The organism is Exiguobacterium sp. s163 (genome assembly GCF_018617135.1).
GTDB classification, from domain to species: Bacteria; Bacillota; Bacilli; order Exiguobacteriales; family Exiguobacteriaceae; genus Exiguobacterium; species Exiguobacterium profundum.
Genome location: NZ_JACSJN010000005.1, coordinates 51772 through 75621, shown reverse-complemented (window position 1 = coordinate 75621; position 23850 = coordinate 51772). Strand labels below are relative to the sequence as shown.

The 23850-nt window shown below is 48.7% G+C and carries 28 protein-coding genes and 1 other annotated feature; of the genes, 14 read left to right on the top strand and 14 right to left on the bottom strand.

What is annotated here, in order from left to right; translation table 11 throughout:
* Positions 1–14: 14 nt before the first annotated feature.
* The 4 genes from queF to queC are packed head-to-tail and all read right to left on the bottom strand — an operon-like array spanning position 15 to position 2306.
* Positions 15–503, bottom strand: a complete 489-nt coding sequence (queF, locus tag KNO71_RS12990) for a preQ(1) synthase (RefSeq protein WP_214688889.1) — start codon at positions 501–503, stop codon at positions 15–17.
* An 11-nt stretch (positions 504–514) separates the two neighbouring features.
* On the bottom strand, positions 515–1225 hold the full coding sequence (gene queE / locus KNO71_RS12985) for a 7-carboxy-7-deazaguanine synthase QueE (RefSeq protein ID WP_214685116.1): 711 nt from the start codon (positions 1223–1225) through the stop codon (positions 515–517).
* Positions 1207–1665: a 6-carboxytetrahydropterin synthase QueD gene (gene queD, locus KNO71_RS12980; protein WP_214688888.1), complete on the bottom strand. Its 459-nt coding sequence runs from the start codon at positions 1663–1665 to the stop codon at positions 1207–1209. The genes queE and queD overlap by 19 nt, the downstream gene beginning before the upstream one ends.
* Positions 1662–2306, bottom strand: coding sequence for a 7-cyano-7-deazaguanine synthase QueC (gene queC, locus KNO71_RS12975; RefSeq protein ID WP_015880476.1), 645 nt, complete (start codon positions 2304–2306; stop codon positions 1662–1664). Before queC ends, queD begins: the two co-directional genes overlap by 4 nt.
* A 217-nt stretch (positions 2307–2523) precedes the next feature.
* Here queC and nhaC point away from each other — a divergent pair, with 217 nt between their 5' ends.
* From nhaC to KNO71_RS12950, 5 genes are all read left to right on the top strand, one after another.
* The gene (nhaC, locus tag KNO71_RS12970) at positions 2524–3900 is read left to right on the top strand and encodes a Na+/H+ antiporter NhaC (RefSeq protein ID WP_214685118.1); all 1377 of its coding nucleotides are present in this window, start codon (positions 2524–2526) and stop codon (positions 3898–3900) included.
* 84 nt (positions 3901–3984) lie between these two features.
* Complete coding sequence (locus KNO71_RS12965) at positions 3985–4569, top strand: DNA-3-methyladenine glycosylase (RefSeq protein WP_078146117.1); 585 nt, start codon at positions 3985–3987, stop codon at positions 4567–4569.
* 82 nt (positions 4570–4651) lie between these two features.
* Entirely contained in the window at positions 4652–5164 is a 513-nt protein-coding gene (locus tag KNO71_RS12960; RefSeq protein WP_015880479.1) for a type 1 glutamine amidotransferase domain-containing protein, read from the top strand.
* 165 nt (positions 5165–5329) lie between these two features.
* A complete protein-coding gene (locus KNO71_RS12955) occupies positions 5330–6400 on the top strand; it encodes an MFS transporter (RefSeq protein WP_214688887.1) in 1071 nt (356 codons plus the stop codon).
* Between the two features lie 115 nt (positions 6401–6515).
* Complete coding sequence (locus KNO71_RS12950; RefSeq protein ID WP_214685121.1) at positions 6516–7349, top strand: undecaprenyl-diphosphate phosphatase; 834 nt, start codon at positions 6516–6518, stop codon at positions 7347–7349.
* Positions 7350–7511: 162 nt separating this feature from the next.
* Here the strand turns inward: KNO71_RS12950 and bshB2 are convergent, their stop codons facing one another.
* The 3 genes from bshB2 to pdxK are packed head-to-tail and all read right to left on the bottom strand — an operon-like array spanning position 7512 to position 9410.
* Positions 7512–8162: a bacillithiol biosynthesis deacetylase BshB2 gene (gene bshB2 / locus KNO71_RS12945; protein ID WP_214688886.1), complete on the bottom strand. Its 651-nt coding sequence runs from the start codon at positions 8160–8162 to the stop codon at positions 7512–7514.
* Complete coding sequence (locus KNO71_RS12940; protein ID WP_074034952.1) at positions 8159–8530, bottom strand: YojF family protein; 372 nt, start codon at positions 8528–8530, stop codon at positions 8159–8161. Before KNO71_RS12940 ends, bshB2 begins: the two co-directional genes overlap by 4 nt.
* 55 nt (positions 8531–8585) lie before the next feature.
* A complete protein-coding gene (gene pdxK / locus KNO71_RS12935) occupies positions 8586–9410 on the bottom strand; it encodes a pyridoxine/pyridoxal/pyridoxamine kinase (RefSeq protein WP_015880484.1) in 825 nt (274 codons plus the stop codon).
* A gap of 186 nt (positions 9411–9596) precedes the next feature.
* Here pdxK and cbpA point away from each other — a divergent pair, with 186 nt between their 5' ends.
* Positions 9597–10232, top strand: coding sequence for a cyclic di-AMP binding protein CbpA (cbpA, locus tag KNO71_RS12930; protein WP_214688885.1), 636 nt, complete (start codon positions 9597–9599; stop codon positions 10230–10232).
* Positions 10233–10244: 12 nt separating this feature from the next.
* Here cbpA and KNO71_RS12925 read toward each other — a convergent pair whose 3' ends face one another.
* From KNO71_RS12925 to KNO71_RS12915, 3 genes are all read right to left on the bottom strand, one after another.
* Positions 10245–10784: a GNAT family N-acetyltransferase gene (locus KNO71_RS12925; protein WP_264093167.1), complete on the bottom strand. Its 540-nt coding sequence runs from the start codon at positions 10782–10784 to the stop codon at positions 10245–10247.
* Between the two features lie 63 nt (positions 10785–10847).
* Entirely contained in the window at positions 10848–11732 is an 885-nt protein-coding gene (locus tag KNO71_RS12920; protein WP_214688883.1) for a diacylglycerol/lipid kinase family protein, read from the bottom strand.
* A gap of 134 nt (positions 11733–11866) precedes the next feature.
* The gene (locus KNO71_RS12915) at positions 11867–12241 is read right to left on the bottom strand and encodes a hypothetical protein (RefSeq protein WP_015880488.1); all 375 of its coding nucleotides are present in this window, start codon (positions 12239–12241) and stop codon (positions 11867–11869) included.
* A gap of 159 nt (positions 12242–12400) precedes the next feature.
* On the opposite strand from KNO71_RS12915, the gene KNO71_RS12910 reads away from it, so the two are divergent.
* From KNO71_RS12910 to KNO71_RS12895, 4 genes are all read left to right on the top strand, one after another.
* Complete coding sequence (locus tag KNO71_RS12910) at positions 12401–12832, top strand: MarR family winged helix-turn-helix transcriptional regulator (RefSeq protein ID WP_047795835.1); 432 nt, start codon at positions 12401–12403, stop codon at positions 12830–12832.
* Between the two features lie 119 nt (positions 12833–12951).
* Complete coding sequence (locus KNO71_RS12905) at positions 12952–13587, top strand: FMN-dependent NADH-azoreductase (RefSeq protein ID WP_078146124.1); 636 nt, start codon at positions 12952–12954, stop codon at positions 13585–13587.
* An 80-nt stretch (positions 13588–13667) separates the two neighbouring features.
* Positions 13668–14345: a uracil-DNA glycosylase gene (locus tag KNO71_RS12900; RefSeq protein ID WP_031424398.1), complete on the top strand. Its 678-nt coding sequence runs from the start codon at positions 13668–13670 to the stop codon at positions 14343–14345.
* A gap of 143 nt (positions 14346–14488) precedes the next feature.
* Positions 14489–14683, top strand: a binding site (T-box leader).
* A gap of 45 nt (positions 14684–14728) precedes the next feature.
* Positions 14729–16288 (top strand): aromatic amino acid hydroxylase, encoded by a 1560-nt coding sequence (locus KNO71_RS12895; RefSeq protein ID WP_078146125.1) that lies wholly within the window; start codon positions 14729–14731, stop codon positions 16286–16288.
* A gap of 49 nt (positions 16289–16337) precedes the next feature.
* On the opposite strand, the gene KNO71_RS12890 is transcribed toward KNO71_RS12895, so the two are convergent.
* Positions 16338–17336 (bottom strand): alpha/beta hydrolase, encoded by a 999-nt coding sequence (locus tag KNO71_RS12890; RefSeq protein WP_078146126.1) that lies wholly within the window; start codon positions 17334–17336, stop codon positions 16338–16340.
* A gap of 33 nt (positions 17337–17369) precedes the next feature.
* Entirely contained in the window at positions 17370–18188 is an 819-nt protein-coding gene (locus KNO71_RS12885; RefSeq protein WP_214688881.1) for a Cof-type HAD-IIB family hydrolase, read from the bottom strand.
* A 129-nt stretch (positions 18189–18317) separates the two neighbouring features.
* Between KNO71_RS12885 and KNO71_RS12880 the strand changes: the two genes are divergently transcribed.
* From KNO71_RS12880 to KNO71_RS12865, 4 genes are all read left to right on the top strand, one after another.
* Complete coding sequence (locus KNO71_RS12880; protein ID WP_015880495.1) at positions 18318–19010, top strand: response regulator transcription factor; 693 nt, start codon at positions 18318–18320, stop codon at positions 19008–19010.
* Complete coding sequence (locus KNO71_RS12875) at positions 19007–20386, top strand: sensor histidine kinase (protein ID WP_015880496.1); 1380 nt, start codon at positions 19007–19009, stop codon at positions 20384–20386. The genes KNO71_RS12880 and KNO71_RS12875 overlap by 4 nt, the downstream gene beginning before the upstream one ends.
* Positions 20387–20450: 64 nt before the next feature.
* Positions 20451–20816 (top strand): DUF1499 domain-containing protein, encoded by a 366-nt coding sequence (locus tag KNO71_RS12870; protein WP_015880497.1) that lies wholly within the window; start codon positions 20451–20453, stop codon positions 20814–20816.
* Complete coding sequence (locus KNO71_RS12865; RefSeq protein WP_031424403.1) at positions 20813–22237, top strand: dihydrolipoyl dehydrogenase family protein; 1425 nt, start codon at positions 20813–20815, stop codon at positions 22235–22237. Before KNO71_RS12870 ends, KNO71_RS12865 begins: the two co-directional genes overlap by 4 nt.
* 33 nt (positions 22238–22270) lie before the next feature.
* Here KNO71_RS12865 and KNO71_RS12860 read toward each other — a convergent pair whose 3' ends face one another.
* A complete protein-coding gene (locus KNO71_RS12860) occupies positions 22271–23050 on the bottom strand; it encodes a flagellar motor protein MotB (protein WP_214685129.1) in 780 nt (259 codons plus the stop codon).
* Positions 23028–23810 (bottom strand): flagellar motor stator protein MotA, encoded by a 783-nt coding sequence (gene motA / locus KNO71_RS12855; protein WP_015880500.1) that lies wholly within the window; start codon positions 23808–23810, stop codon positions 23028–23030. The genes KNO71_RS12860 and motA overlap by 23 nt, the downstream gene beginning before the upstream one ends.
* Positions 23811–23850: the final 40 nt, after the last annotated feature.

Sequence of the window (23850 nt, the reverse complement as noted above, 5' to 3'; positions counted from 1 at the left end):
CGCCTACTTTTCAATTAACGGTTGTCGACCGTTTCTGGATACAGGTCATGGTTGAACAGACGGTGTTCTGCCATTTTTTCGTACTTCGTGCCAGGCTTTCCGTAGTTGCAGTACGGATCGATCGAGATACCGCCACGTGGTGTGAATTTCCCCCACACTTCGAGATAGCGCGGCTCCATCAACTTGACGAGATCTTTCCCGATGACATTGATGCAGTTCTCGTGGAAGTCACCGTGGTTACGGAAACTGAACAAGTACAACTTCAACGACTTCGACTCGACGAGTTTCTCATCCGGGATGTACGAGATGTAGATGGTTGCGAAGTCCGGTTGGTTCGTGATCGGGCACAACGATGTAAATTCGGGTGCGTTGAATTTCACGAAGTAGTCGTTCTCCGGATGACGATTCGGGAACGCCTCAAGGACGTCAGGTGTGTATTCAAAAATATATGGGACGCTCTTCTGTCCGAGGAGCGAAAGATCTTGTAAGTCTTCTGGTCTCATGTTCATTCTCCTTAGACGCCACGTTCGTTGGCGTACAGTAATGTGTGTAGTTGTGGTAGGACGCGGACGCTTTGCCATGACGGGTCGCGTGCGACGTCTTCCCATAGTTGTTTCAAACGACGGAGCTGGGCATCGGTGATGTCTCCATCTGCACCAGGCTCCGGGTTACCAGCCGACAAATACATGACGTCCGGTGAGTAGCGCTGCTGCACTTCTTTCGCGTAGGCAAGGTCCGCTTCATCAAAGACAGCGACTTTGAATGTCGTCTGCTCCGGGCGTAACTGTTCGACGATAGCGTCGAGTTGCTCCCAGTTCGTTTTCATACCAGACGATGGAGGTTTCGGACTGAGGGTCACGTCATCGATTTGTGTGAGCCAGTCTTGATAGCGGCTACCTTGCGTCTCGACAGCGAGTGTGACACCACGTTCTTTCAACTTCACAACGAGGTCTTCCATAGCCGCGATAAGGAGCGGATTGCCACCCGAGATGGTGACATAATCGTACATACCCAGTGCATCCAGGCGAGCGATGACCTCATCGGCTGTCAGCATGTCCGGTTTTTCTGAACCGTCCCACGTAAAGGCGGAATCACACCACGAACAGCGATAATCGCAACCGGCGGTCCGGACGAACATCGTCTTTTGTCCGATGGCCCGGCCTTCTCCTTGAAAGGTCGGTCCGAACACTTCTAAAACAGGGATTTTCACGATTCCACCAACCATTCACGGCGGAACTCAGCGTAAGACGTCGGCGTTTCGTACAGACGGACGAATTCGACACGGACGTCGCGTTCATTTGGCAGATGTGTCGCCAACTGTTCAAAAATCCAATAGCACATGTTTTCTGCAGTTGTATTCATATAAGGGAGTGACTCGTTCAAATAGCGATGGTCGAGATATGGCTCAAGCTCTTCTTTGAAGATTTTTTTCAAGTCACCGAAGTCGAGCGTCATGCCGCGATTGTCGAGAAAGCCGCTGACACCCATCTGGAGCCTATACGTATGACCATGAAGGGCACGACATTTGCCGTCATAGTCAAAGAGATGGTGCGCTGCGTCGAACGTCACTTCTTTGACGATTTGAACGCGATGCGGACAGTAGATGAGCGAGCCTTCTTGCTTTGATTCGACACTGGTCGGAGCGAGGAATGGAGCATGTTTCATACGCGCACCTCCTCGTAAGCTGTAAGTCCGTTTTGACGAAGCTTACACGCCGGACATTCTCCACAACCTGAACCGATGACACCGTTGTAGCAAGTAAGCGTGCGTTCTTTGACATAGTCAAAGGCACCGAGTTCGTCGGCGAGTGCCCACGTCTCTTTTTTATCGAGCCACATGAGCGGTGTGTCGATGACGAATGGATAATCCATCGCTAAATTGAGTGTCACGTTGAGTGATTTGATGAATTGGTCTCGGCAATCCGGGTAACCTGAAAAGTCCGTTTCACATACACCGGTCACGATGTGATGCATACCGAGTTGTTTGGCCATGACGGCCGCAAATGATAAGAATAGATGGTTGCGTCCATCGACGAACGTATTTGGAACATCCGCATTGTCGATGTCGAGATCGTGTCTCGTGAGCGCGTTCGATGTGAGTTGTCCGAGTAGGGACAAGTCGAGGATGTGGTGTGGGACATCGAGCTCTGCCGCGATTTCTTTTGCGACCTCGATTTCCGCATCATGGCGTTGACCATATGCGAACGTCACCGCCTCCACATGAGAGAATTGTTGTTTTGCCCAAAACAGGCAAGTGGTTGAATCTTGGCCACCACTAAAGACGACCAATGCTTTTTCGTGTTGCATGAAGCACACTTCCTTTTCGCTAGTTTTGATGTCGGAGGAGGTTACGAACTCCGGAGGTCACCCTCAAGCATATAATTTATCATAAAAAGACGTTTGACAGGGAGAAAGGAAGCGAGTATAGTAAAAAACATCACTGACATGCTTTTGTGCATAAAAGCGTTTAAGCGGTTAGGCAAAATAATAAATAAAGAAGATATAACGAAAGGAGGGGACGTCGATGCAGATGAAAGGAAAAGAAGCTGTATTCGTCGTGTTGATGAGCGGGATCACCTTGCTCGCACTGATGTTTTTGGCCAAAGCGACGCCACATATGGCGATTTTTGGCACAATGGTAATAGTAGGTGGATATGCGTATTATCGTTCACGCGACTTCAAACAGATTGAAACGGCGATGATCAACGGAATTCGTGAAGCGATCATGCCGGTGTTGATTTTGTTGTTGATTGGGATGCTCATCGGAGTATGGCAAATGTCCGGGACGGTCGCGACGATCCTCTCCATCGGTCTAAATACAATCTCTGCTGAATGGTTCTTGCCGAGTGTCTTGTTGATCACGATGATCGTCTCGACCTTCACAGGAAGCGCCTTTACAACCGTCGGAACGGTCGGTGTCGCCTTGTTCGGAATCGGAACGGCACTAGGCATCTCGCCAGCGCTCGCTGCAGGTGCCATCGTGTCGGGCGCCCTCTTCGGAGACAAGATGAGCCCGTTGTCGGATACGACGAACTTTGCGCCGGCAGTGGCGGGGGTCAAACTGTTCGACCACATTCGCTTCATGATGGGGACGACGATTCCAGCGTTCATCATCACGTTGATTTTATTCATGTTCCTCGGACGTAGCGGTCAAACTGCCGACACGGCACAAATCGCAGAGGCGCAAGCCGCGCTCAGCGGACGTTTCGACCTCTCATGGCTCACGTTGATTGCCCCTGTGCTCGTCGCAGTGCTTGCGTTCCGTCGGATGCCGGTCTTGCCGACGATGCTTGTTGGGATGTTCGCCGGTGTGTTGACGGCCGGTTTTGTTCAAGGCAACTGGAGCATCTCGAACTGGCTCGGTGTCATGCAGTCGGGCTTCAAGTCAGATGTCGAAAATGAATTGATTGCAAATGTACTCGATAAAGGTGGTCTTGAATCGATGCTCTGGTCGGTCAGTCTCGTCTTGATCGCCCTCGCGTTCGGTGGCTTATTACGTGAACTCGGTATCTTCCAAGCCATCGTTGAATCGTTGCTCGAGCGTTTGAAGTCACCAGGGAGCTCGGTCCTATCAGTTGTCCTCAGTTCAATCGGTGTCAACTTGCTCGCGGGAGAACAGTACTTGTCGATTCTCTTGCCGGGTCAGGCGTTCAAGCAAGGGTTTATCGATCGTGGGATCGACCCGCGCTACTTGTCACGGGCACTTGAAGATGGCGGGACCGTCATCAACCCGCTCATACCTTGGGGTGTCTCCGGAGCGTTCTTCGCAGCGACACTCGGCGTGCCTGTATTGGAATACGCACCATTTGCGTTCTTCCTCTGGCTCAGCCCGGTCTTCTCCATCATCTTGGGATACGTCCGATTGGGGAAGCAACGTGAATCGCTAAAAATCGCATCATAATATCGAGGTGTCCTGCCATGCAGGGCATCTTTTTTGTGTGCAACATATGACTTTTGAGAAAATAGGAGAAACGGAGGTGGAACCATGAAGCGACTCGATCTAGCATTTTATGAACAACCGACACTCGAATTGGCACGCGCCTTACTCGGTCAATATTTGGTGCGGCGACATCCAGAAGGTGACATCATCGCGAAGATTGTCGAGACAGAGGCTTACCTCGGTGCCATCGACCGGGCGGCGCATAGCTTCGGAGGGCGTCGAACGAAACGAACGGAAGTCATGTTCGGACAACCTGGGCATGTATACACGTATCAAATGCATACACATACGCTCCTGAACGTGGTCAGTGGTCCGGTTGGTACACCGGAAGCCGTGTTGATTCGAGCCGTCGAACCGATTCAAGGACATGAATGGATTGCTTCGAACCGTCCCGGAGTGAAGCGATATGACCAGACGAACGGACCAGGGAAGTTGACGAAAGCACTCGGAATCACAATGGATCTATACGGCCATTCCTTTCAACAAGACCCACTCTACATCGCGGAGGGTGAGGCAGGAGTAGTGATTGAGGCGGGTCCCCGTATCGGGATCCCGAACACGGGCGAGGCACGTGACTACCCGTATCGCTTCTTTGAACGCGACAATCCATACGTCTCGAAATTCCGTTGAATGCCACTTGAGATGTTTAAGTGATTCATGCCTGTGGAACAGTCCCTATGTGCATAAAACAAACAAAGGGAGTGTTTAGGATATGGCAAAAGTAGCAACGCTCATTACGGATATGTTTGAAGATGTAGAATTCACGGGTCCCCGTGACGCATTGGTGGATGCGGGACATGATGTCGTGACGATCGAGAAGAAAGCGGGTAATACGGTAGAAGGGAAACAAGGGGAGGCGAAAGTGAACATCGACCAATCGATTGACGATGTATCGCCAGAAGATTTTGATGCCCTTCTCTTGCCGGGCGGATTCTCACCTGACTTGTTGCGTGAGGACGAGCGTTTCGTCTCGTTCGCCAAAGCCTTCATGGATGCGAAAAAGCCTGTCTTTGCCATCTGTCACGGACCACAGCTGTTGATTACGGCGAAGACGTTAGAAGGTCGTGACGCGACCGGCTACAAATCGATCAAAGTCGACATGGAGTATGCCGGAGCGAAATATGCGGACAAAGAAGTAGTCGTCTGCCAAAACCAGCTCGTGACGAGCCGTCAGCCGGATGATATTCCAGCATTCAATCGCGAGATGCTCAACTTATTGAAATAACACGTCGACCACGAGATTCGTCTCGTGGTTTTTTTGTGTATTCGGGAATAGACAAGTAAGGAGGAGATTTAAATGAAAAAACGAGCACGTTCACCGAGTTAAGTTCGTCGAAACATTGTTTGGTTAGGGTGGATTCGTTGGTTTGAAGGGCTGATTCCCGCATACGTGATTGAACGGTTGTTTTGGGAATCGCGAGGCATCACCATTCAAGAAGTCGTCTACTTGGAGATGATCTATGCGCTCATCATCGTCTTGTTCGAGGTGCCGACCGGCGTGTGGGCGGACCGAACGACACGGCGTCGGCTGATTCAGGCAGGTGTAGCCTTGGAGTGGTTATCGTTTTGGATCTTGTTATACTCGTTCACCTTCAGCGGATTTTTTGTCGCCATCAGCTGTTCGGCCGTTGGGTCGGTCATTCGAAGTGGGGCGGAGAATGCGCTGCTATACGAGTCCTTACAAGAAAGTCATGAAGCGTCGTCGTTCGAACGGGTTCTTGGAAAACTGAACGCGATTGGGATTATGGCCGCTGTGACGGCGGCATGGAGTGGCAGTATGTTGGCTCAGTACGTTCCATTGGAGTGGAACTACAGACTTTCCATTCTCAGTTTATTGATGGCGACCGTGTGTAGCTTATTTCTCGTTGAACCCGTTCATGGCGAAGGAGAAGACCGATTGACGTGGCGGCACTTGTTGAAAGGATTTCAATTTGTGTGGTCGCACACATCCATTCGTAACGTCACCATCGGATTTTTGGCAGCCGTGTCCGCATTCAATTTCATCGATGAGTTCTGGCAACTGTATGCACGTGATGTATCCATCCCAATCTATTGGTTCGGTGCCATTTCAAGCGTCCTGCTTTTGATTCAGTTACCTGGTCAACTTTTTGCGGGGACGCTTATACGATTTGCGTCATCCAAGCGTTGGTTAAACGGGTTCGGTTGGTTAATGGGCGGTGGATTTCTCATCGTCGGGTTTTTCCCGAGTCCGATTGGAATCGGTGTGATGGGACTCCTAGCTCTATTGTATGGTGCGATGGAGCCACTCTATTTTGGGCTCTTGCATCATCAGGTGCCTTCCGATATCCGAGCGACGACCGAATCATCTGTCTCGATGCTATGGCATCTCGGTATCCTTGTGTTGGGGTTTGTCTTTATTGTAGGAACGACAGCGTCGCTATTTTTGGCGTTCATCTTAATCGGGCTTGTCGTTTGGTTCGTTCATGCGACCGCCCGATAATTTTTACAGACATGGGTCATAAGCCATGTCTGTTTTTACGTCTTAAGACGGACGAAAGATTGTGTCGAGAAGTGTATGATGAGAACAATCTTGATGAATCAATAGGAGAAACAATGTGGAATGGTATGAATTATTTGTAGGATTTTTATTAGGTGTCGTCGAGGGATTGACGGAATTTGCCCCGGTCTCGTCGACCGGTCATATGATTCTCGTGGATGGTCTCTGGTTGAATTCGAGTCAGTTTTTAGGGCAGGAAGTAGCGAACACGTTTAAAATCGTCATTCAATTAGGATCGATTTTAGCGGTCGTGGTCGTCTTTCGGGACCGGTTCAAAACGTTACTGAATCCGAAGTCTTTGCTCACCTTAAGGCAAAGCGGAACCACACGCCAATTCAATCTCGTACATATTTTGATCGGATTGCTGCCTGCTGGCGTCCTCGGTGTACTGTTTGAGGACTACATCGATACACATCTCTTCTCGGTCAAGACGGTGTTGATTGGGTTAGTCGTCGGTGCGTTCTTTATGATTGCCGCAGATTTATCCGGTGTGAAGCGTCAGACGACCGCTACGCTCGATGACATCACGTATAAGCAAGCACTTGGTGTCGGCTTGATTCAATGTTTTTCGCTATGGCCAGGATTCTCACGGTCCGGTTCAACGATTTCTGGAGGGGTTCTCCTCGGAATGAGCCACCGGGCAGCGGCAGATTTTACGTTCATCATGGCGGTACCGATCATGTTTGGAGCGAGTGCATTGTCACTCTATAGCAAGTGGACGTATTTCACGCTCGATACGTTACCCGTGTTTGTCGTCGGTTTCGTCAGCGCGTTTTTGTTCGCACTTCTTTCGATTAAATTCTTTTTGAAATTGATCAACAAAGTAAAATTGATGCCGTTTGCGATTTATCGAATCGTATTGGCTGTTGTGATTTACGTACTTTACTTCTGAAAAAAACACGTGCGAATGGCACGTGTTTGAAACCAATGAATGGAATTGTTCGTACAGTCTAGAAGAGGTGAAAACATGGGACAAATCGTTGTAGTATTCGGAACGTTAATCGGTCTTGGGACCGTTGGGGCATTGCTTTATATGACTCGTCTAGCCTATGAATCATGAGAACGGATAATGATAGAAGCGCTCACGTTGGAGTAACTCCATGACGTGGGCGTTTTCTGCGTTATCGATCGCACGAAGAAGACCTTCTGTCTGAGACCGGTGAGCAAACAGGGCATCTTTCTTCTGTTTGCTCTCTTCCGTTACATCGACGATGACGTGCGGTTGTCCGAGTTCCTCTTCTGTGCGGCGGTCGAAGGCGACACCTAAGAACTCAGGACGCGTCTCGCCCATCTCTTGAAGTGCACGTACGACGGCACGGGCTGTCGCTTCATGATCCGGGTGGACGGCATATCCTGGATAGAACGAGATCACGGTTTCCGGCTTCACTTCGTCAATCAATGTACGGAAACGGCTAGCGAGCTCGGCCTCGTCCTCAAACTCGACGGTCTTGTCACGAAGACCCCACATGCGCAGGTCCTCGATGCCCATCATGCGACAGGCTTCTTCGAGTTCATGTTTTCGAATTTTTGGCAGTTCTTCACGTGTCGTAAAGATTGGGGAACCCATATTACGTCCCATTTCACCGAGCGTCAAACAGACATATGTGACGGGCACTCCTTTTTGACGATGTTGGATAATCGTTCCGGCCGAGCTGAACGCCTCATCGTCCGGGTGTGGGAAGATGACGAGTAACGGTCCATTCATTGATTCTCCACCTCCGATGCGCCTTGTGGGAGCGGCTTGATATCGATGTGCAGCGCACATGCGAGACGACCGAGACGATCGTGACCGGCGAGTAACAACTGTTCCTCGTGCATTTCATAGTCGGTCAATCCCTCGACATAGAGCCAACCGTGATCGAGTTTTAAACCGACACGATAGGGACCATTTCCTTTAATTTGACCGATGCTGTATTCGATTTTGGCATTACGGATAAACATCCCGGCGTTATGAAAGTCCGGGTCATTGTGTGTCGCGTAGGCACCGTTCGTCGTCTCGACATGGACGAAAAGTGGTGTCGCGACGTGATTGTCTAAATAGTGCTGAATGTGATCAGGTTGAATCGCTTTCACGTCTGTCCCTCCAATGGAAAGGATGACCCGAAACACGTAGTTCCGGGTCATCTGTTTACGATTGTGTTGCTACTTTTTTACGGTATCCGGTATGGTTCGTCGGTCCAACGTATTGGTTGAGACGGAATGAATGACGAACGGCTTCTGTGATGAACTCTTTTCCGATTTCAATCGCTTCTTCGACCGTGTGACCGTTGGCGAGTGAGGCTGCGATGGCAGAAGAGAACGTACATCCGCCGCCGTGTGTGAACGCAGGCTCGATTTTTTCACTTTCAAGAAGGCGGAATTCGTTTCCGTCGTACAAGACGTCGAATGCGGTATCGAATCCGAGTTTGCCACCGACTTTGACGATGACGATCTCTGCGCCGAGTTCATGGATTAAACGAGCGGCTTCTTTGATTTCGTCCATCGTTGCGGGTGTTTTATCAAGGCCAGCGAGCATACGCGCCTCGAATAAGTTCGGTGTGATGATTTTTGCGACTGGTACGAGGTGTTGACGCATCGCGACCGCAACGTTCGGATCAAGAATCTCATCCGCACCTTTACATGCCATGACCGGATCGACGACGGCATTCTGGATGCCGTATTCTTTGATTTTACGTGCGGCGAGTTCGATGATTTCAGGTGTCGGGAGCATACCTGTCTTCACTGCATCAACTCCAATTCCAGCGAGCACCGTATCGATTTGTTTCTCAATCAAGGTCGTGTCGATTGGAAAGACTTCGTGATTCCATGCGTTATGTGGGTCTTGTGCCACGATGACCGTCAAGGCTGTCATACCATACACACCGAGTTCTTCCATCGTTTTGAGGTCGGCTTGGATTCCCGCGCCACCACTTGTGTCAGAACCGGCAATCGTCAATGCTTTTTTCATCGTCATAATCGTCCATCCCCTTTGTCTGTTTGGATAGTTTCACTATAACGACTTTTTCCTATTCCGACAAATGCAAGGATTACGAGAAGTGTTCATAACTTTTCAGAAAAAGTATGCAGGATATTCATCATATTTGGGGAATAATAATGAATAGGGTGTAGACCACTTTATTATTGGCTGGGAGGAAAACGCATGTTAGTGCATAGCTTATGTATCCCGAAGAAAGATGTTGTCACCATCAGTGAAAAGGCAACATTGCGGGAAGCGCTTCATACGCTTGAAGAAACAGGATACCGTTGTGTACCTGTTTTAGACGAGACGGGGAAATTTTTCCGCGGTAACATTTACAAGATGCATATTTATCGTCATGGAATGAACGGGGAAAACATGGACGATAATGTGATGACACTCATCAAAAATGCACAAAAGTACGTCCATGAGTCAGATGGATTCTTTGAAGTATTTTTCTCAATCAAAGAATTGCCGTACATTGCTGTATTGAAAGATGAGAGCAATGAATTTTATGGCATTCTTCCCCACGGTAAGATGCTCGGGATGCTCGAAGAAGCATGGAGTCGCGACACGGGTAGTTACGTCTTGACAATCGCCTTGAGCGAACAGGCTGGGGCACTTGAGAAAATCACGAAAATCGTGAACAAATATACATCAATCGCGAGCTTGATGACGCTCGATGCGAAAAGTAAAGTATTGCGTCGGGTACTCGTGACACTACCACCAGACTGTGAAGAAGACATGAAAAACAAGGTTGTCTCTAAGCTTGAACAAAAAGGATTCCGGATTGTCGAAGTCGAGAACTTAAAGAACTAAGTCAAAACCCTTTCACTTGGCGTGAAAGGGTTTTTCGTCGAGTCGTTTTTCCATCCGAATATCGGACCAAAATTGACCGTCCCAGTAGGTGAAGTGCTCGATTCGACCGATTTCTTGATACCCACATTTCGTATAGAGACGATGGGCCGCATGGTTGAAAGCGAATACGCCAAGTTCCATACGAGGTGTTTGTTTGGCTCGCAATTGCTCTTCTAACAAACGAAGAGCTTCTGTGCCAACGCCTTTTCCGCGACCGACAGATTCGCCGATGACGAAACCGAGCCAAGCTGTACCGGGTTCTTGTCGATATAAATGAGGCGGGTCATACATGACGTTCATTTCTCCGACGAGATGGTCATCTGCGTAGATAAGGAAAATATCGTGTGTTAAGAGTCGTTCTTCTAAATCGTCAACCGTCATCTCATAATGGGCGGTCAATTCTTCTTTAGAGCGGCTCGGGCGAATAAGATGGACGATCTCAGGATCGTTATTCCAACGATTGAATGTATCGACGATGTCGCCGGATGCGACTGTTAATGGAACAAGTGAGATATTGATAGGTCATTCTCCTTTCTCGCTTGAACACATTCGATTCAATCGTCAAAATTCCTGCTCTTATACCGGCTTTAATACGTTTAAGTGGCTCGGCAATACTTCAAAGGTGAGGGGTAGCTTGCCGCCTGTGTCCCCGTCAGCATTTACAGGAAGCGCATCAGGCGAGGTCACGTTCACCCGTGACGTACAAAATGAGGTGACGCTATCCGTTTCCTTCAACTTTCCTGTAAAGAGGGCGGGTGTTAATTGAAGTGCGTCCTTTAACCCGAGTTCTTCAAAGATATAGACATGAAGAAGCCCATCATTCAGCCGCGCGTCTGGTTCGAAGTTTTCAAATCCTCCGACTGAGTTCGTCAAGGCGATGACGACGAGATAGGCTTCGCCATTAAACTCCCCGTCTGTACTGTCAAGTGCCAACTCATATGGACTATGCTCACGGAACGCTTTTACACCCTCAATCAAGTAAGCGAACGGTCCCCATTTCGTCTTTTCTTCCACACTTACTTCGTCGACAGCTTCGGCAATGAGCCCGATGGCGATGACGTTCATGAAATAACCGTTCTCATACGTTCCGATATCCATCGGTGTCGGTTCAGCGTCGCGGAGAGCCTCGATTGCTTGTTTAGGGTCACTTGGGACACCGAGTGCACGGGCGAGGTCGTTGACCGTCCCAAGTGGAATGATACCGAAGTCAGGTCGATGAGTAGCCTCGGCTAGACCGGTCACCGCTTCGTTCAAGGTTCCGTCCCCACCCATCGCAATGACGGCCTGATAGTGCTTTTGTGCCGCTTCACGTGCGAAGTTCGTCGCATCCTGTTCCTTTTCAGTGAAGCGGACATCGACGTGTCCATATCGTTCGCGCAACACCTCTTCGGCATGTGTTGCGTGTTGTTCCCCCAACTCTTTCCCTGAGGATGGATTGACGATTAACATGACTGTGTCCATTCCAACATGTCTCCTTTTCAACTCGAATACTGTCCTTTATTCCCGTCAAAGAAAGCAGATACTCCTAAAAAATCCCCATGTCGATTAGCTATCTCGCTCTAATCTTCAAGGGGATGCGTTGGGCATTCGATTGTTTAATAATGACGGAATGCGGACATATCTAAATGACTTGCTTCCGACTCGTCCACGGCAAGTTCGATGCGCAAATGTTCATTGAACGGGGAGACGAGAGCACCCATACAGGCGACCGGTTCATGATCGGGGACCGGTGATTTACGCTTCGTTTTGACGAATAAATAGTCCGATCGTTTCAACGTCAATAAGAAACGTTCCACGGCATGCGGTTCACGGGTCACGTTTGGCCAAGGTAAATGATTGAATAATAAAAAGACCGCGCCTTCTTTTTCGAGCGCATAGTCCGGTGCAATGCCTTCCCGATTCAACAAATCGATGACAGCATGCAAAAACTCCCGTTTAATCGTCAATGAAATTTCGTAATACTCACGCATACGGTCCACCCTTTCTTAAAATCACAATACTACCATTCTAAACGTTTCCGACATGGGCGACAATGAAGAAGTTCCTTGACGAAGTATTTTTCCCGGCTTATACTGCATAAGTCCTGCTATACTAGTGATATATGATGAACGAATTGAGGTGAAACCGACATGATTGAATCCCTTGAATTGAAGGCGTGGGTCGTTCTTGCGCGTACGATGGATGCCATCAGTGATCGTGTGAAAGAAGATTTACGACGCCACCAGTTAAATTCAACAGAGTTCGGTGTTTTATCCGTACTGTATAAACGAGGAGACACCCCGTTGCAACAAATTGGGGATCAGATTTTGATTACGAGCGGTAGCGTGACATATGTGATCGATAAGTTGGAGAAGCGAGGGCTGATTGAACGAATCGCCTGCCCGTCTGACCGACGTGTCACATATGCTTCATTGACAGACGATGGAAAGGCGCTCATGGACGTCGTCTATCCGCAACATATTGAAATCTTCAAAGATATATATGGACCGTTAAGTGATGAAGAGACGGAACAATTGATTTCGTTATTGAAACGAGTCGGTTATAACGCAGCGGGCAAATAAAGCCCGTTGCTTTTTTATTCAATATCTTGAAATTAAAATAATTGACGATGAGATATACAGATGATATAGTTCTAACTGTTATTGAAAAATTAGAGATTACACAAATGGAGGATTACACGATGACTAAAGTATTATATGTATCGGCTAACCCGAAACCAACTGAACTTTCATACAGCAAACAAGTGGCAGAAACATTCGTTTCGACACTCCAAGCAGAAAATCCATCAATCGAAGTGGAAGCAATCGAACTCTACGATGTTGATGTTCAAGAAATCGACGGAGATGTGCTCAGTGCATGGGGCAAATTCGCTTCAGGCGAAGCGCTCACTGATGTAGAAGCGAAAAAGGTAGGCACAATGAGCGGCATGCTTGAGAAATTCATGGAAGCGGACCTTTACGTGTTCGCGACTCCAATGTGGAACTTCTTCTTCCCAGCACGTATGAAAATGTTCCTCGATAGCGTGCTCATGGCAGGTAAAACGTTCCGTTACACGGAGCAAGGTCCTGTCGGCTTGCTTGAAAACAAACAAGCGATCCACATCCAAGGGACAGGCGGAATCTACACTGGAACTGACCTTAACTTCGCAGACGCATACCTTCGCCAAGCGCTCGCGTTCGTCGGTGTATCTGAAGTAACGACGGTAGCGGTTGAAGGGATGAACCAATACCCAGACAAAATCGAAGAAATCGTTGCGGACGCGAAAGCGAAAGCTGAAGCACTTGCGAAAGAAGTTGCAGGCGCAGTAACGGTATAACCTAGAGAGACGAGTCGACTGACTCGTCTTTTTGTATGCAATCATTTTGGGTATGATACAAAGGGAAAGGGGAGTATGCAATGGCAGATCAGTTATCGAGTCGATTACTTGGAGATTGGACGGATATTATCCAAGAAGAGATGAAACAACCTTACTTTCAACAACTAAAGCAATTCGTTGACCAAGCGTATGAAGAAACGATCGTTTACCCGACCCGAGAAGATATTTGGAACGCATTTATTTACACGAAATTCAGTGAGGTGAAGTGCGTCATTTTAGGACAAGATCCGTATCACGGACCGAACCAAGCGCATGGACTCAGTTTTTCGGTGCAGGACGGAGTACGTTTCCCGCCGTCTTTACGAAACATTTTTCAAGAACTAAAAGATGACGTTGGGTGTGATCTCCCGAAGAGTGGCAACCTCGAGAAATGGGCGAAACAAGGCGTCCTGCTCTTAAATACGGCACTGACGGTTGAAGCGGGGAAGGCGGGCTCTCACCGTGGAAAAGGGTGGGAACAGTTCACTGACTCTATCATTGAGCGGCTTGGGAGTCGTGAGGAACCGATTGTATTCATCTTGTGGGGAAATGATGCGAAGAAGAAAATGAAATGGATTGGAGACCAACATAAAGTGCTTACGTCCGTTCATCCAAGTCCTTTGTCGTCCCATCGTGGATTCTTCGGCTCTAAGCCATTCTCTCAAGTGAACGATGCATTGAAGGAGTGGGGAAAACCCCCAATTGAATGGTGTTTATGACAGTCTACGAAAATTCGTAGGCTGTTTTTTGTTGACGCTTTTGTTTAGCTTTGGTACAGTAACTAACAAGACGTCACTTTAGTGCTTAAAAGCATATATGCATAACAGCATAACTGCAGAAAAGATAAAGAATTGGATATGTAAGAAAAGCGAAGAAAGAACCGAAGTAGAGACATCTTCCCTGGCCCAGAGAGCGTGTGGTGCTGCGAACACGCCCAAAAGATGAATCGAATTACAGTTCCTGAGCTCTCATCATTGAGCGGTCCCCCGTTATCGGATCAAGCGGCTAGATATTTTTCTAGCAACCAGGGTGGTACCGCGGCTTTGTCGTCCCTATCGATTCAATCGATAGGGATTTTTTTGATTTCAAAGGAGGACTTCACATGTTGACACAATCGATTCCAAAACACCTAGCCCCACATATTTCACCGCAGTTCTACAATGAATACACACCAACGGATCACGCCGTTTGGCGTTTCGTGTTGCGGTTGAACTTGCACACGTTAGAAGGGAAGGCGCATCCGTTTTACATCGAAGGATTGAAACGGACGGGAATGGGACCGGACCGATTGCCGAACGTCGAACAGATGACAGACGAGATGCAGGCGGCCGGATGGTCGACGGTCGCAGTGGATGGACTCATCCCCGGCGTTGCCTTTTTTGACTTCCAAGGAAACGGGATGCTCCCGGTCGCGACAGACATTCGGAAAGTCGAGAATATTTTATACAGTCCAGCCCCTGACATCATTCACGAGGCGGCGGGACATGCGCCAATGTTGATGGACCCGACGTTTTCGGCAATCGTCAAACGCTTCGGTCAATTAGGGGCCAAGGCGTTCATGAACCGAGAAGAACATGCCTCGTTCGCCGCATTGAAACGCTTGACGATTGTGAAGGAGAATGCGAATTCGACTGAACAGGACATCGAGGCGGCGGAGAAAGCCGTACATGAGGCGAAAGCGCAAGTGACTGGCTTTTCTGAAGCACAACAGGTCGCGCGTATCTTTTGGTGGACCGTTGAATTCGGATTGATTGGTGACCTCGACAACCCGATGATTTACGGGGCAGGCCTCTTATCATCGGTAGGAGAGAGCCGTCACTGTCTGACAGATGCGGTCGTCAAACATCCATTCGACTTGGAGCACGCGCTACAGACGAAGCAAGACGTGACAAACATGCAAAAAGAGCTATTCGTTATTCCAAACTTTGAGACGCTCTCTTCTGTCTTAGATGAACTAGAGGGAAGAATGGCGATTCGAAAAGGTGGGATTGAATCTGTGGCGAAAGCGTTGGCATCGGGAAGTCAATCGACGATTCGACTTGAAGATGGATCAGAACGTGTCGGCATCGTTCGTCACATGACGGAGTCGAAAGAACATACGCTCATTCAATGGGATGAATGTACCATTGTAAAAAATGGTCAGTTAACGAAACGAGAGCGTCATGGACTCCTCGTTGTCCATGACACGGAATCAGCGCTGGGTCGCGATGACCTCTTTGAGGACGGGACGACTGTTCGTCACGCATGTGCATCTGATTTACTCAAGGATGTGACCGTTCAGTTAGAAGGACGAACGATTCCTCTCGACTCACTTGAGGTACGTGTCGACTCACTTCCATCAGTTTTCCCGGGAACCACGGTAGACGAGTTGATGATGATTGAAAAACCGGTGATCATTGAACGGGATGAGCGTGTATGGACGAACGATGATCCGATGTTCAACCGCATCCATCTCATGCGTGAGCGGGGAGAATCAATCGACGGTCTCATCCCAGAGATCTTAACGCACCACCCTGACGCCTGGTTATTACACATCGAGTGTCTGGAACTGGTGAAGGATGAAGGACTGAAACAGACATTGATTGAACGTCTTGAAGCGTTGCGTCAGACTTCCCCATCCCGAAATGAATTGATTGGTCGCGCGTTCGACCTATTGCGCTAACGAAAAGAGGCGACGTTTTCCATAGTAGGAGAACGTCGCCTCTTGTGCGTTATACAGATTGATTTGTCGTTTCACGTAAGAACGTAATCAAACGACGATACGTGGAATTGGCCGCTGGGCGGTCCATTTCGAAGTAATAATTATGTCCGAGCTCGTGCTCATTCCGATCATAAAAGACAGTCGTGACATCCGTCCGTCCTGAAAGAATCGTCGCAAATTCTTTGGCCTGTTCCTCAAAGGAATGGTCATTCCCGTCCGCGATAAACGTTGGGGCGAATGTGGCCGGTACATTGACGAGTGGCGATGCTTCAGCAACGACCGGGAGAGTCTCCCAATTGTACGTGCCGAAGTATGCCCATCCGATTCGTTTGAACAAGAAGCGGTTCACCGATTTCGATGATTCGAGCCATGTGCGCTTCAAGTCGAGCGGTGCAGACAAGAGGACGGTACCGAGGATAGAGGATTTTGGTACGACTTGTCCCACTTCAGCAGAAGGTGAATAGTCGTCATTCAACTGGACGCCGACAAACTGTGCAACGAGCTGTCCACCATTCGAATCACCTGCAAAGAAGACGCGGTCCAAATCGAGACGGAAGCGGTCATTGTTCTCAGCAATGAACGAGTACGCCTCTTCGATTTGTTTGAGCGGGGTCGGATACATCACGTCAGGTGCGAGTGCGTAATTGATACTGACGACGTTATAGCCATTACTCGCAATCGAAGTGGCATATTTTAACACATCCGATTTATCCCCACCGACGAACGACCCACCATGCACCCAAAAGATTGTTGGGACAGGTTTTCGGTCGCCTTCATAGCGAATCAAATCAAACGTTCCGTTGTCATAAGAAGACAAGTAGTCGATGTCTTTTCGGACAGACGTCTTTTGAACGACTTCCTCGAATCCCTTCATCTCCACTTCGTTCCCCCCTGCGAACGAAGTTTTGATTAAACGTGTGGCTGGTTTAGGTGAAAGGAACACATAAGCCGCTCCTGCGACCGCAGTTCCAATCAATCCGACTCCAGCTCGTTTCAACCCTTTATTCATCTTCCTTCCTCCCATTCTACAATCAGAAGCTTATTACGTGAGGAGTACGTCCGCCATGTACGTTTCGATGACATGAGCGATTCCGTCTTCGTTGTTTGATTTTGTGATGAAGTCCGCTTTCCCTTTGACCGTCGTGTTAGCATTTCCCATCGCGACACCGAGGCCGGCCCATTCAATCATCGTCAAATCATTGTTTCCGTCACCGCAAGCGATGACTTCTTTTTGTGCGATGCCGAGTTGATCTGCTAGGAAGGCGAGACTCGTTCCTTTTGTGACACCGGCTTCCGTAAACTCAAGGAAGAACGGTTTTGAACGGGCCACAGCCAATTTTCCAGCCAATTCTGTTTGTAGCTTTGTTTCGATCGGAGCGAGTGTGTCGCCATCTGCAAGCATCAAACATTTGACGACCGGGGCTGTCACGGCATCTTTAAAGTTGTCGACATGAATGACCGGCATTCCCGTCAATTCACCTTCGATATCCGTATAAGGGTTCGGGCGATCGGTTACGATTTCGTTACCGACGTACGTATGAATCGCGATTCCTTCCCGTTCACTGATATCATGGAGATGGGCGACTGTATCCGGCTGGAGCGTGCTCGAAAAAATCTCCTCGTTCGTCGCACAATCGATGACTGAGGCACCGTTGAACGATAAGATGTAGCTTCCGTATTTCGCAAGTTCTAATTCACGGGCTGCATCCCACATCGCAAACGTTGGTCGTCCGCTCGCGAGAACGACTTTATAGCCGCGCGCCTGTGCATCGAGAAGTGCTTCTTTTGTCTTAGGGGAAATCGTATGGTCGCTCGTGAGGAGCGTATCATCCATATCCAATACAATCATCTTGTAATTCATAGTAGTAGGGGGTCCTCCTTCAGAATCTAATGACTCCATCCTAAACCTTTTTAAGGTCAATTGACAACCTTGTCGCAAAAACGTAACTATAATGTAGAGAAGTGAACTCTAGAAGAGGTGGAAATCGATATGAATCGAATTTTAGTAGCTGAGGATGAACATGCGATTCGCAGCTTCATTATTGTCAATTTAAAACGAGCCGGATTCGACGTCTTTGAGGCGACGAACGGTCGAGAAGCGGTCACCGCATTTGACCGTGAACCGTTCGATGTCGTCCTATTGGATGTCATGATGCCGGAAATGGACGGATTCGAAGCATGTGCTGCCATTCGTGATCTTGACGAAAATGTAGGGATCATCATGTTGACGGCACGGACGCTCGAAGAAGATAAAATTGAAGGGCTCGGTAAAGGTGCAGACGACTACATCGCCAAACCGTTCAGTCCAGGTGAATTAGTGGCGCGCATCCAAGCGTTGTTGCGCCGTGTCGAAAAAGTGAAACGAAAAGATTCGAAACGCTTGAAGTCGGGACCGTTCGCAATCGACCTCGCCGCAAAACAAGTGACGAAGTATGGACAGTCGATCGATTTGACGCCGACGGAGTATGACTTGATCTGTCATCTCGTCCAAAACGAAGAAATCGTCTTGTCACGTGATGCGCTACTCGATGCGGTATGGGGCGTCAACTATTTCGGTGACCGAAAGACAGTCGACGTCAACATTCGTCGCTTGCGTCAAAAAATTGAAGATGACCCGAGTCATCCGGTCTACATCGAGACGTTGTGGGGTCACGGATATAAATGGCGGAGACATGAGGCATGAAACAACAGTTAGTCATTCGCATGATGATTGTCGTGACGATCGTCTTGCTCTTACTCGTCAGCGTTTTGTCTTACGGGACGTATCGCTACTATTACGAGTATGAGTCAGAAGCGTTACTGAGTCATGCGACCACGAGTGCATATCTATACCCTCAAGCCCAAGTAGGGTTTGAGACGCCGAGTGCCTTTTCCGTCCTCGTCCGGACATTCGGATATCCTGGAACTGATTTGACGATTGTCGACCGGAGCGGTTCGATTGTCAAAACGACGGGACAACGAACAAGGCAGGCCTCATTCTCTCAAGAACAGTTACAGCAATTGTCGCAAGGAGAGTCCGTCGTGCAGGACTATGACGTCGGGGATGAACATTACTTGTCGGTCACGAGTCCCATTATGACGAACGATACGTCCGAGTTTGCCATCAGTTTCACGCGACCGCTTGAAGATTTAGACACGCTCATTCGCGAAATTTGGATGACGGTCGTCATGATTGGCGTCTTGATCTGGTTGCTCGCCCTATACACCGTCATCCGGATTGCCGATCGCTTCGTCAGACCGATTCGTCACATCATCGAGGCGGCCGATGAGATGGCTCAGGGCGACTTCGATGTATCCGTTGAGTCAAATGAGAAACATGAGCTTGGAGCCTTGGCTCGAACGCTCACGTATTTAGGCGCGAAAGTCCAGCAGCATCAGTCGACACGTAACGAATTCCTCTCGAGCGTGTCGCACGAACTCAGGACACCACTCACATCGATTAAGGGATGGACCGAGACGATTCGGGGTGGTGATGAGAAACTGTCTGAAGAGACAGAGCTCGGTTTAAGCATCATCCATTCGGAGACAGAGCGCATGATCGGTCTCGTCGAACAGCTTCTTGACTATACAAAAATTGAAGAGAGTCGGTTGGTCTTGTATCGCCAAGAACTGGACCTGGTCTCTTTGTTACGTCAAGTGACACTGCAATTGAAACAGTCACTTGAAGACAAAGGCATCACACTCATCGAACGCTATCCTCAAAAATCGGTTGGACTATTTGATGAGAATCGATTGAAACAAGTGTTCTTAAACATTCTCGAGAACGCGATTCGTTTCTCACCAGACGGAGGAACGTTGACCATCCGCTTCGTACAATCGGAACGTGTCGCCTTTATCTCCATTATCGATGAAGGTCCCGGCATTTCACGAGAGCATTTGCAGCGCATCACCGAGATGTTCTATCAGGCTCATGTCACAGAAGGTAGTAGCGGGCTTGGGCTTGCGATTTCAAAAGAATTGATCGAAGCGCATGAAGGCAAACTCGTCATCGAGAGCGAGGTCGGACACGGGACGACAGTGACCGTCTTATTGCCGCTCGACCCGAGTGAACTACATTAATAGGATTAAACCTCCCGAATTCAGGCTACATATAGATGTATGTAGACTGAGGGAGGTTTTTATAATGGCCAATCAATCTTTGAAGCCGTTAAAAGGAAGTCCGAATGCTGTGTCAACCCAAACTTCAATTGAAGAATTGCGGATGGACCCACTGCCGTATGCGGGCAGCCGCGGGCAATCGATCGAAGCCATGAAGATGGCGATGAATCAGTTGCCGCGGGCTGAATTGGTGAAGGAAACAGATGAAGGACTTCATTATGTAGTGACTTCGAAAGTGATGCGATTTAAAGATGATGTCGATTTTTTATTTGATGACGCTACTCAACAAGTCGAGTTTCGATCTGCGTCGCGTGTCGGCTATTCAGACTTTGGCGTGAATCGAAAACGAATGGAAGATGTGAGCGAACGATACCGGAGGTTGATTCGATGAAGGACTATCAGTTGATTGTCATCGGTGGTGGTGCTGCCGGGATGACGGTGGCCGCAGGGGCTGCGAATTTAGGCGCGAAGGTCGCGCTTGTTGAAAAGAACAAACATTTAGGTGGTGACTGTCTGCATGTCGGATGTGTGCCATCGAAAGCGTTGATTGCTGCTTCAAAAGAAGCGAATGCGATGATGCGCGCGGCCCGAGTTCTCGGAACCGAGTTCAATGGACAAGAGCATTATCAAATGTCAAAAGCGCGTGTTGACAAAGCACGTGCCATTATTCAAGACCATGACGGAACAGAACGTTTTGAAAAGATTGGCGTCGACGTCTATATCGGAGAAGCCTCGTTCCAAAGTCCGCACGAATTAAAAGTAGGGAACGAGTTATTGATCGGGAAAAAATTTGTCATCTCGACGGGGTCGAAACCGACAGTTCCTCCGATTGATGGACTCGATCAAGTCCCATACTTAACGAACGAGACGGTCTTTGAAGAAGAGACGCTCCCGGAGAGCCTGATTGTCATCGGCGCCGGAACGGTCGGACTTGAATTGGCTCAGTCCTTTGTCCGACTCGGCTCACAAGTGACCGTGCTCGAGGCACAGGATGATTTCCTACCTAAAGAAGACGAGGACGTCGCCACCTATTTGAAATCTCAACTCGAGATGGCGATGCGCCTAAAAATCGGCGTAAAGGTCAATCGAGTCGATGAAGTCGATGGCCGCATTCGTGTCACGACAGAGGTGAACGGCGAAACGGTCGAATATGAAGCGGACAAACTGCTGATGGCGACAGGTCGCGTTCCCCGAATCGATGCGCTTCGTCTCGACCGGGCGAACGTTCAGGTGACGAAAGGGTATATCGATGTCTCGTCGTCATATCGGACGTCACAATCTCATATCTTTGCCATTGGCGATACGATCAAGACGCTCCCATTCACACATGCCGCTGGAGAAGAAGGGAAAGCGGTTGTCGCGAACGCGCTCTTTGGATTATGGAACAAGGTCGACTACAGCAAGCTCCCGTGGATCACATTCACAGACCCTGAGGTGTTCCATGTCGGGATGACAGAGAAAGAAGCGCGCGAGCGTTATGGCGACGACATTGAGACGTATGAAGCGAAACTGTCCGAAGTGGACCGCTTCATTGCTGAACGTCAAGAAGCAGGCTTTGTCAAAGTGATTACGAAGAAAAATGGAAAAATCATCGGAGCTCATGCAGTCGGTGAATCTGCGGGGGATTGGATGCAAATTGTCGTCTATGCGATGCAACGTGGCGACAAAATCGGGAAGCTGTCCCGTATGATTTACCCGTATCCGTCGCGAAGTGAGGCCGTGAAGAAAGTGACAGACCTTTACTGGCGGAAACGTTTGTTCGAAAGTCCGCTCACCGAACTTGCGAGACGCTACTTTAAATTAATGCAATAACACAAATCACCCACTCAAACGAGTGGGTGATTATTAGTTTGGTAAGGTGATGGTTTCAATCATCTTCGGTTCGCCTTCAGAAAGGTCGACGAGTGGTTTAATCAACACTTCAACGCGTCGGTTTTTAGAGCGACCTTCTTCTGTATCGTTCGTCGCGATCGGTTTAAACTCACCGTAACTTGCGAGTGTGAATTGGGCCGGGTTCAAGGCATCATTTGCCAAAAGACCACGCATGAACGCGGTCGCACGTGCCGAACTGAGTTCCCAGTTTGACGGGAAACGTGCCGTATTAATTGGAATGTTATCCGTATGACCGGAGACGACAATCTCTCGCTTGCCCGCCTTCTCTAAAATCTGACTGATGTTTTGTGCGACGGCACGAGCATTGGCATCGAGTGTCGCCTCTCCTAAGTTGAACAGGGCACGGTCTTGAATCGTCAAGACGAGACCGCTTGAATTGATCGTCGCTTTGATTTGGCTTTCGAGACCATTCTTTTTAATGTATTTGTTTACATCTTCTTTTAATTCATCAAGTTGAGCCAATTCATACGTTCGTGGGTTGGCGGTCGTATTGGTCTTGTCTGTACGTTCGATGTCACTGTTTGAGGCAGTCGAAGCTTGAAAGACGCTGACGCCTCCGGAGAACACCTGGTTGAAAGACTGTGACATTTTCTCAAGCTTTGTCTGGTCGATGTTACTCGATGCGAATAGTACGATGAAAAGCGCGAGCAACAGGGTCAACAAATCGGCGTAAGGAATCAGCCAGCCTTCGGGAATGTGTTCTTCATGATCATGCTTCTTTTTGCGCTTCATAGTCAGCTCGCTCCTTTGGAGACAAATACACAGACAGTTTATCTTCTAGCGTTTTTGGAGATTCACCACTTTGAATCGATAAAATCCCTTCAATCATCATTTCCTTGATGATGACTTCACTCTTCGAATACTGCTTCAATTTATTGGCAAACGGGAACCAAAGCACATATCCGGTGAAAATCCCGAATAGTGTCGCGACGAAGGCCGCTGAAATGGCATGTCCGAGCTTTTCGATATCGGATAAGTCTTTCAAGGCAGCAATCAATCCGATAACGGCTCCGAGTACCCCGAGTGTTGGGGCATATGTCCCGGCCTGTGTGAAAATATCGGCGTTTGCTTTATGGCGCTGTTCCATATTCTCGATGTCGCGTGACATGACTTCCGCGATATATTCGGAAGGTTGACCGTCGATGACCATCATCATGCCTTGGCGTAAAAATGGTTCTTCGACTTGTTCGAGTGCCGTTTCAAGGGAGAGGAGTCCCTCTTTTCGGGCTTGTGTCGACAAGTCGACGAATTGCGTGAGCAATCCAGACTTGCTTGGTAGTTCTTGTTTTTTGAACAAGATTTTAAATAGTTTTGGAACGTTCTGAAGTTGTTCCTTCGATACAGCGATACTGACGGCCGCGGCTGTACCGACGAAAATGATAACCATTGCGGCAGGGTTGATCAGCGGCGCAACACCTGCTCCTTTTAATAGCATTCCACCGACGAGGGTGAGGAACCCGAGTATGAGTCCGACTAACGTAACGACATCCATGTCTTTGTTTTCCACCTTTCCGAAATAAATCAGGACAAAA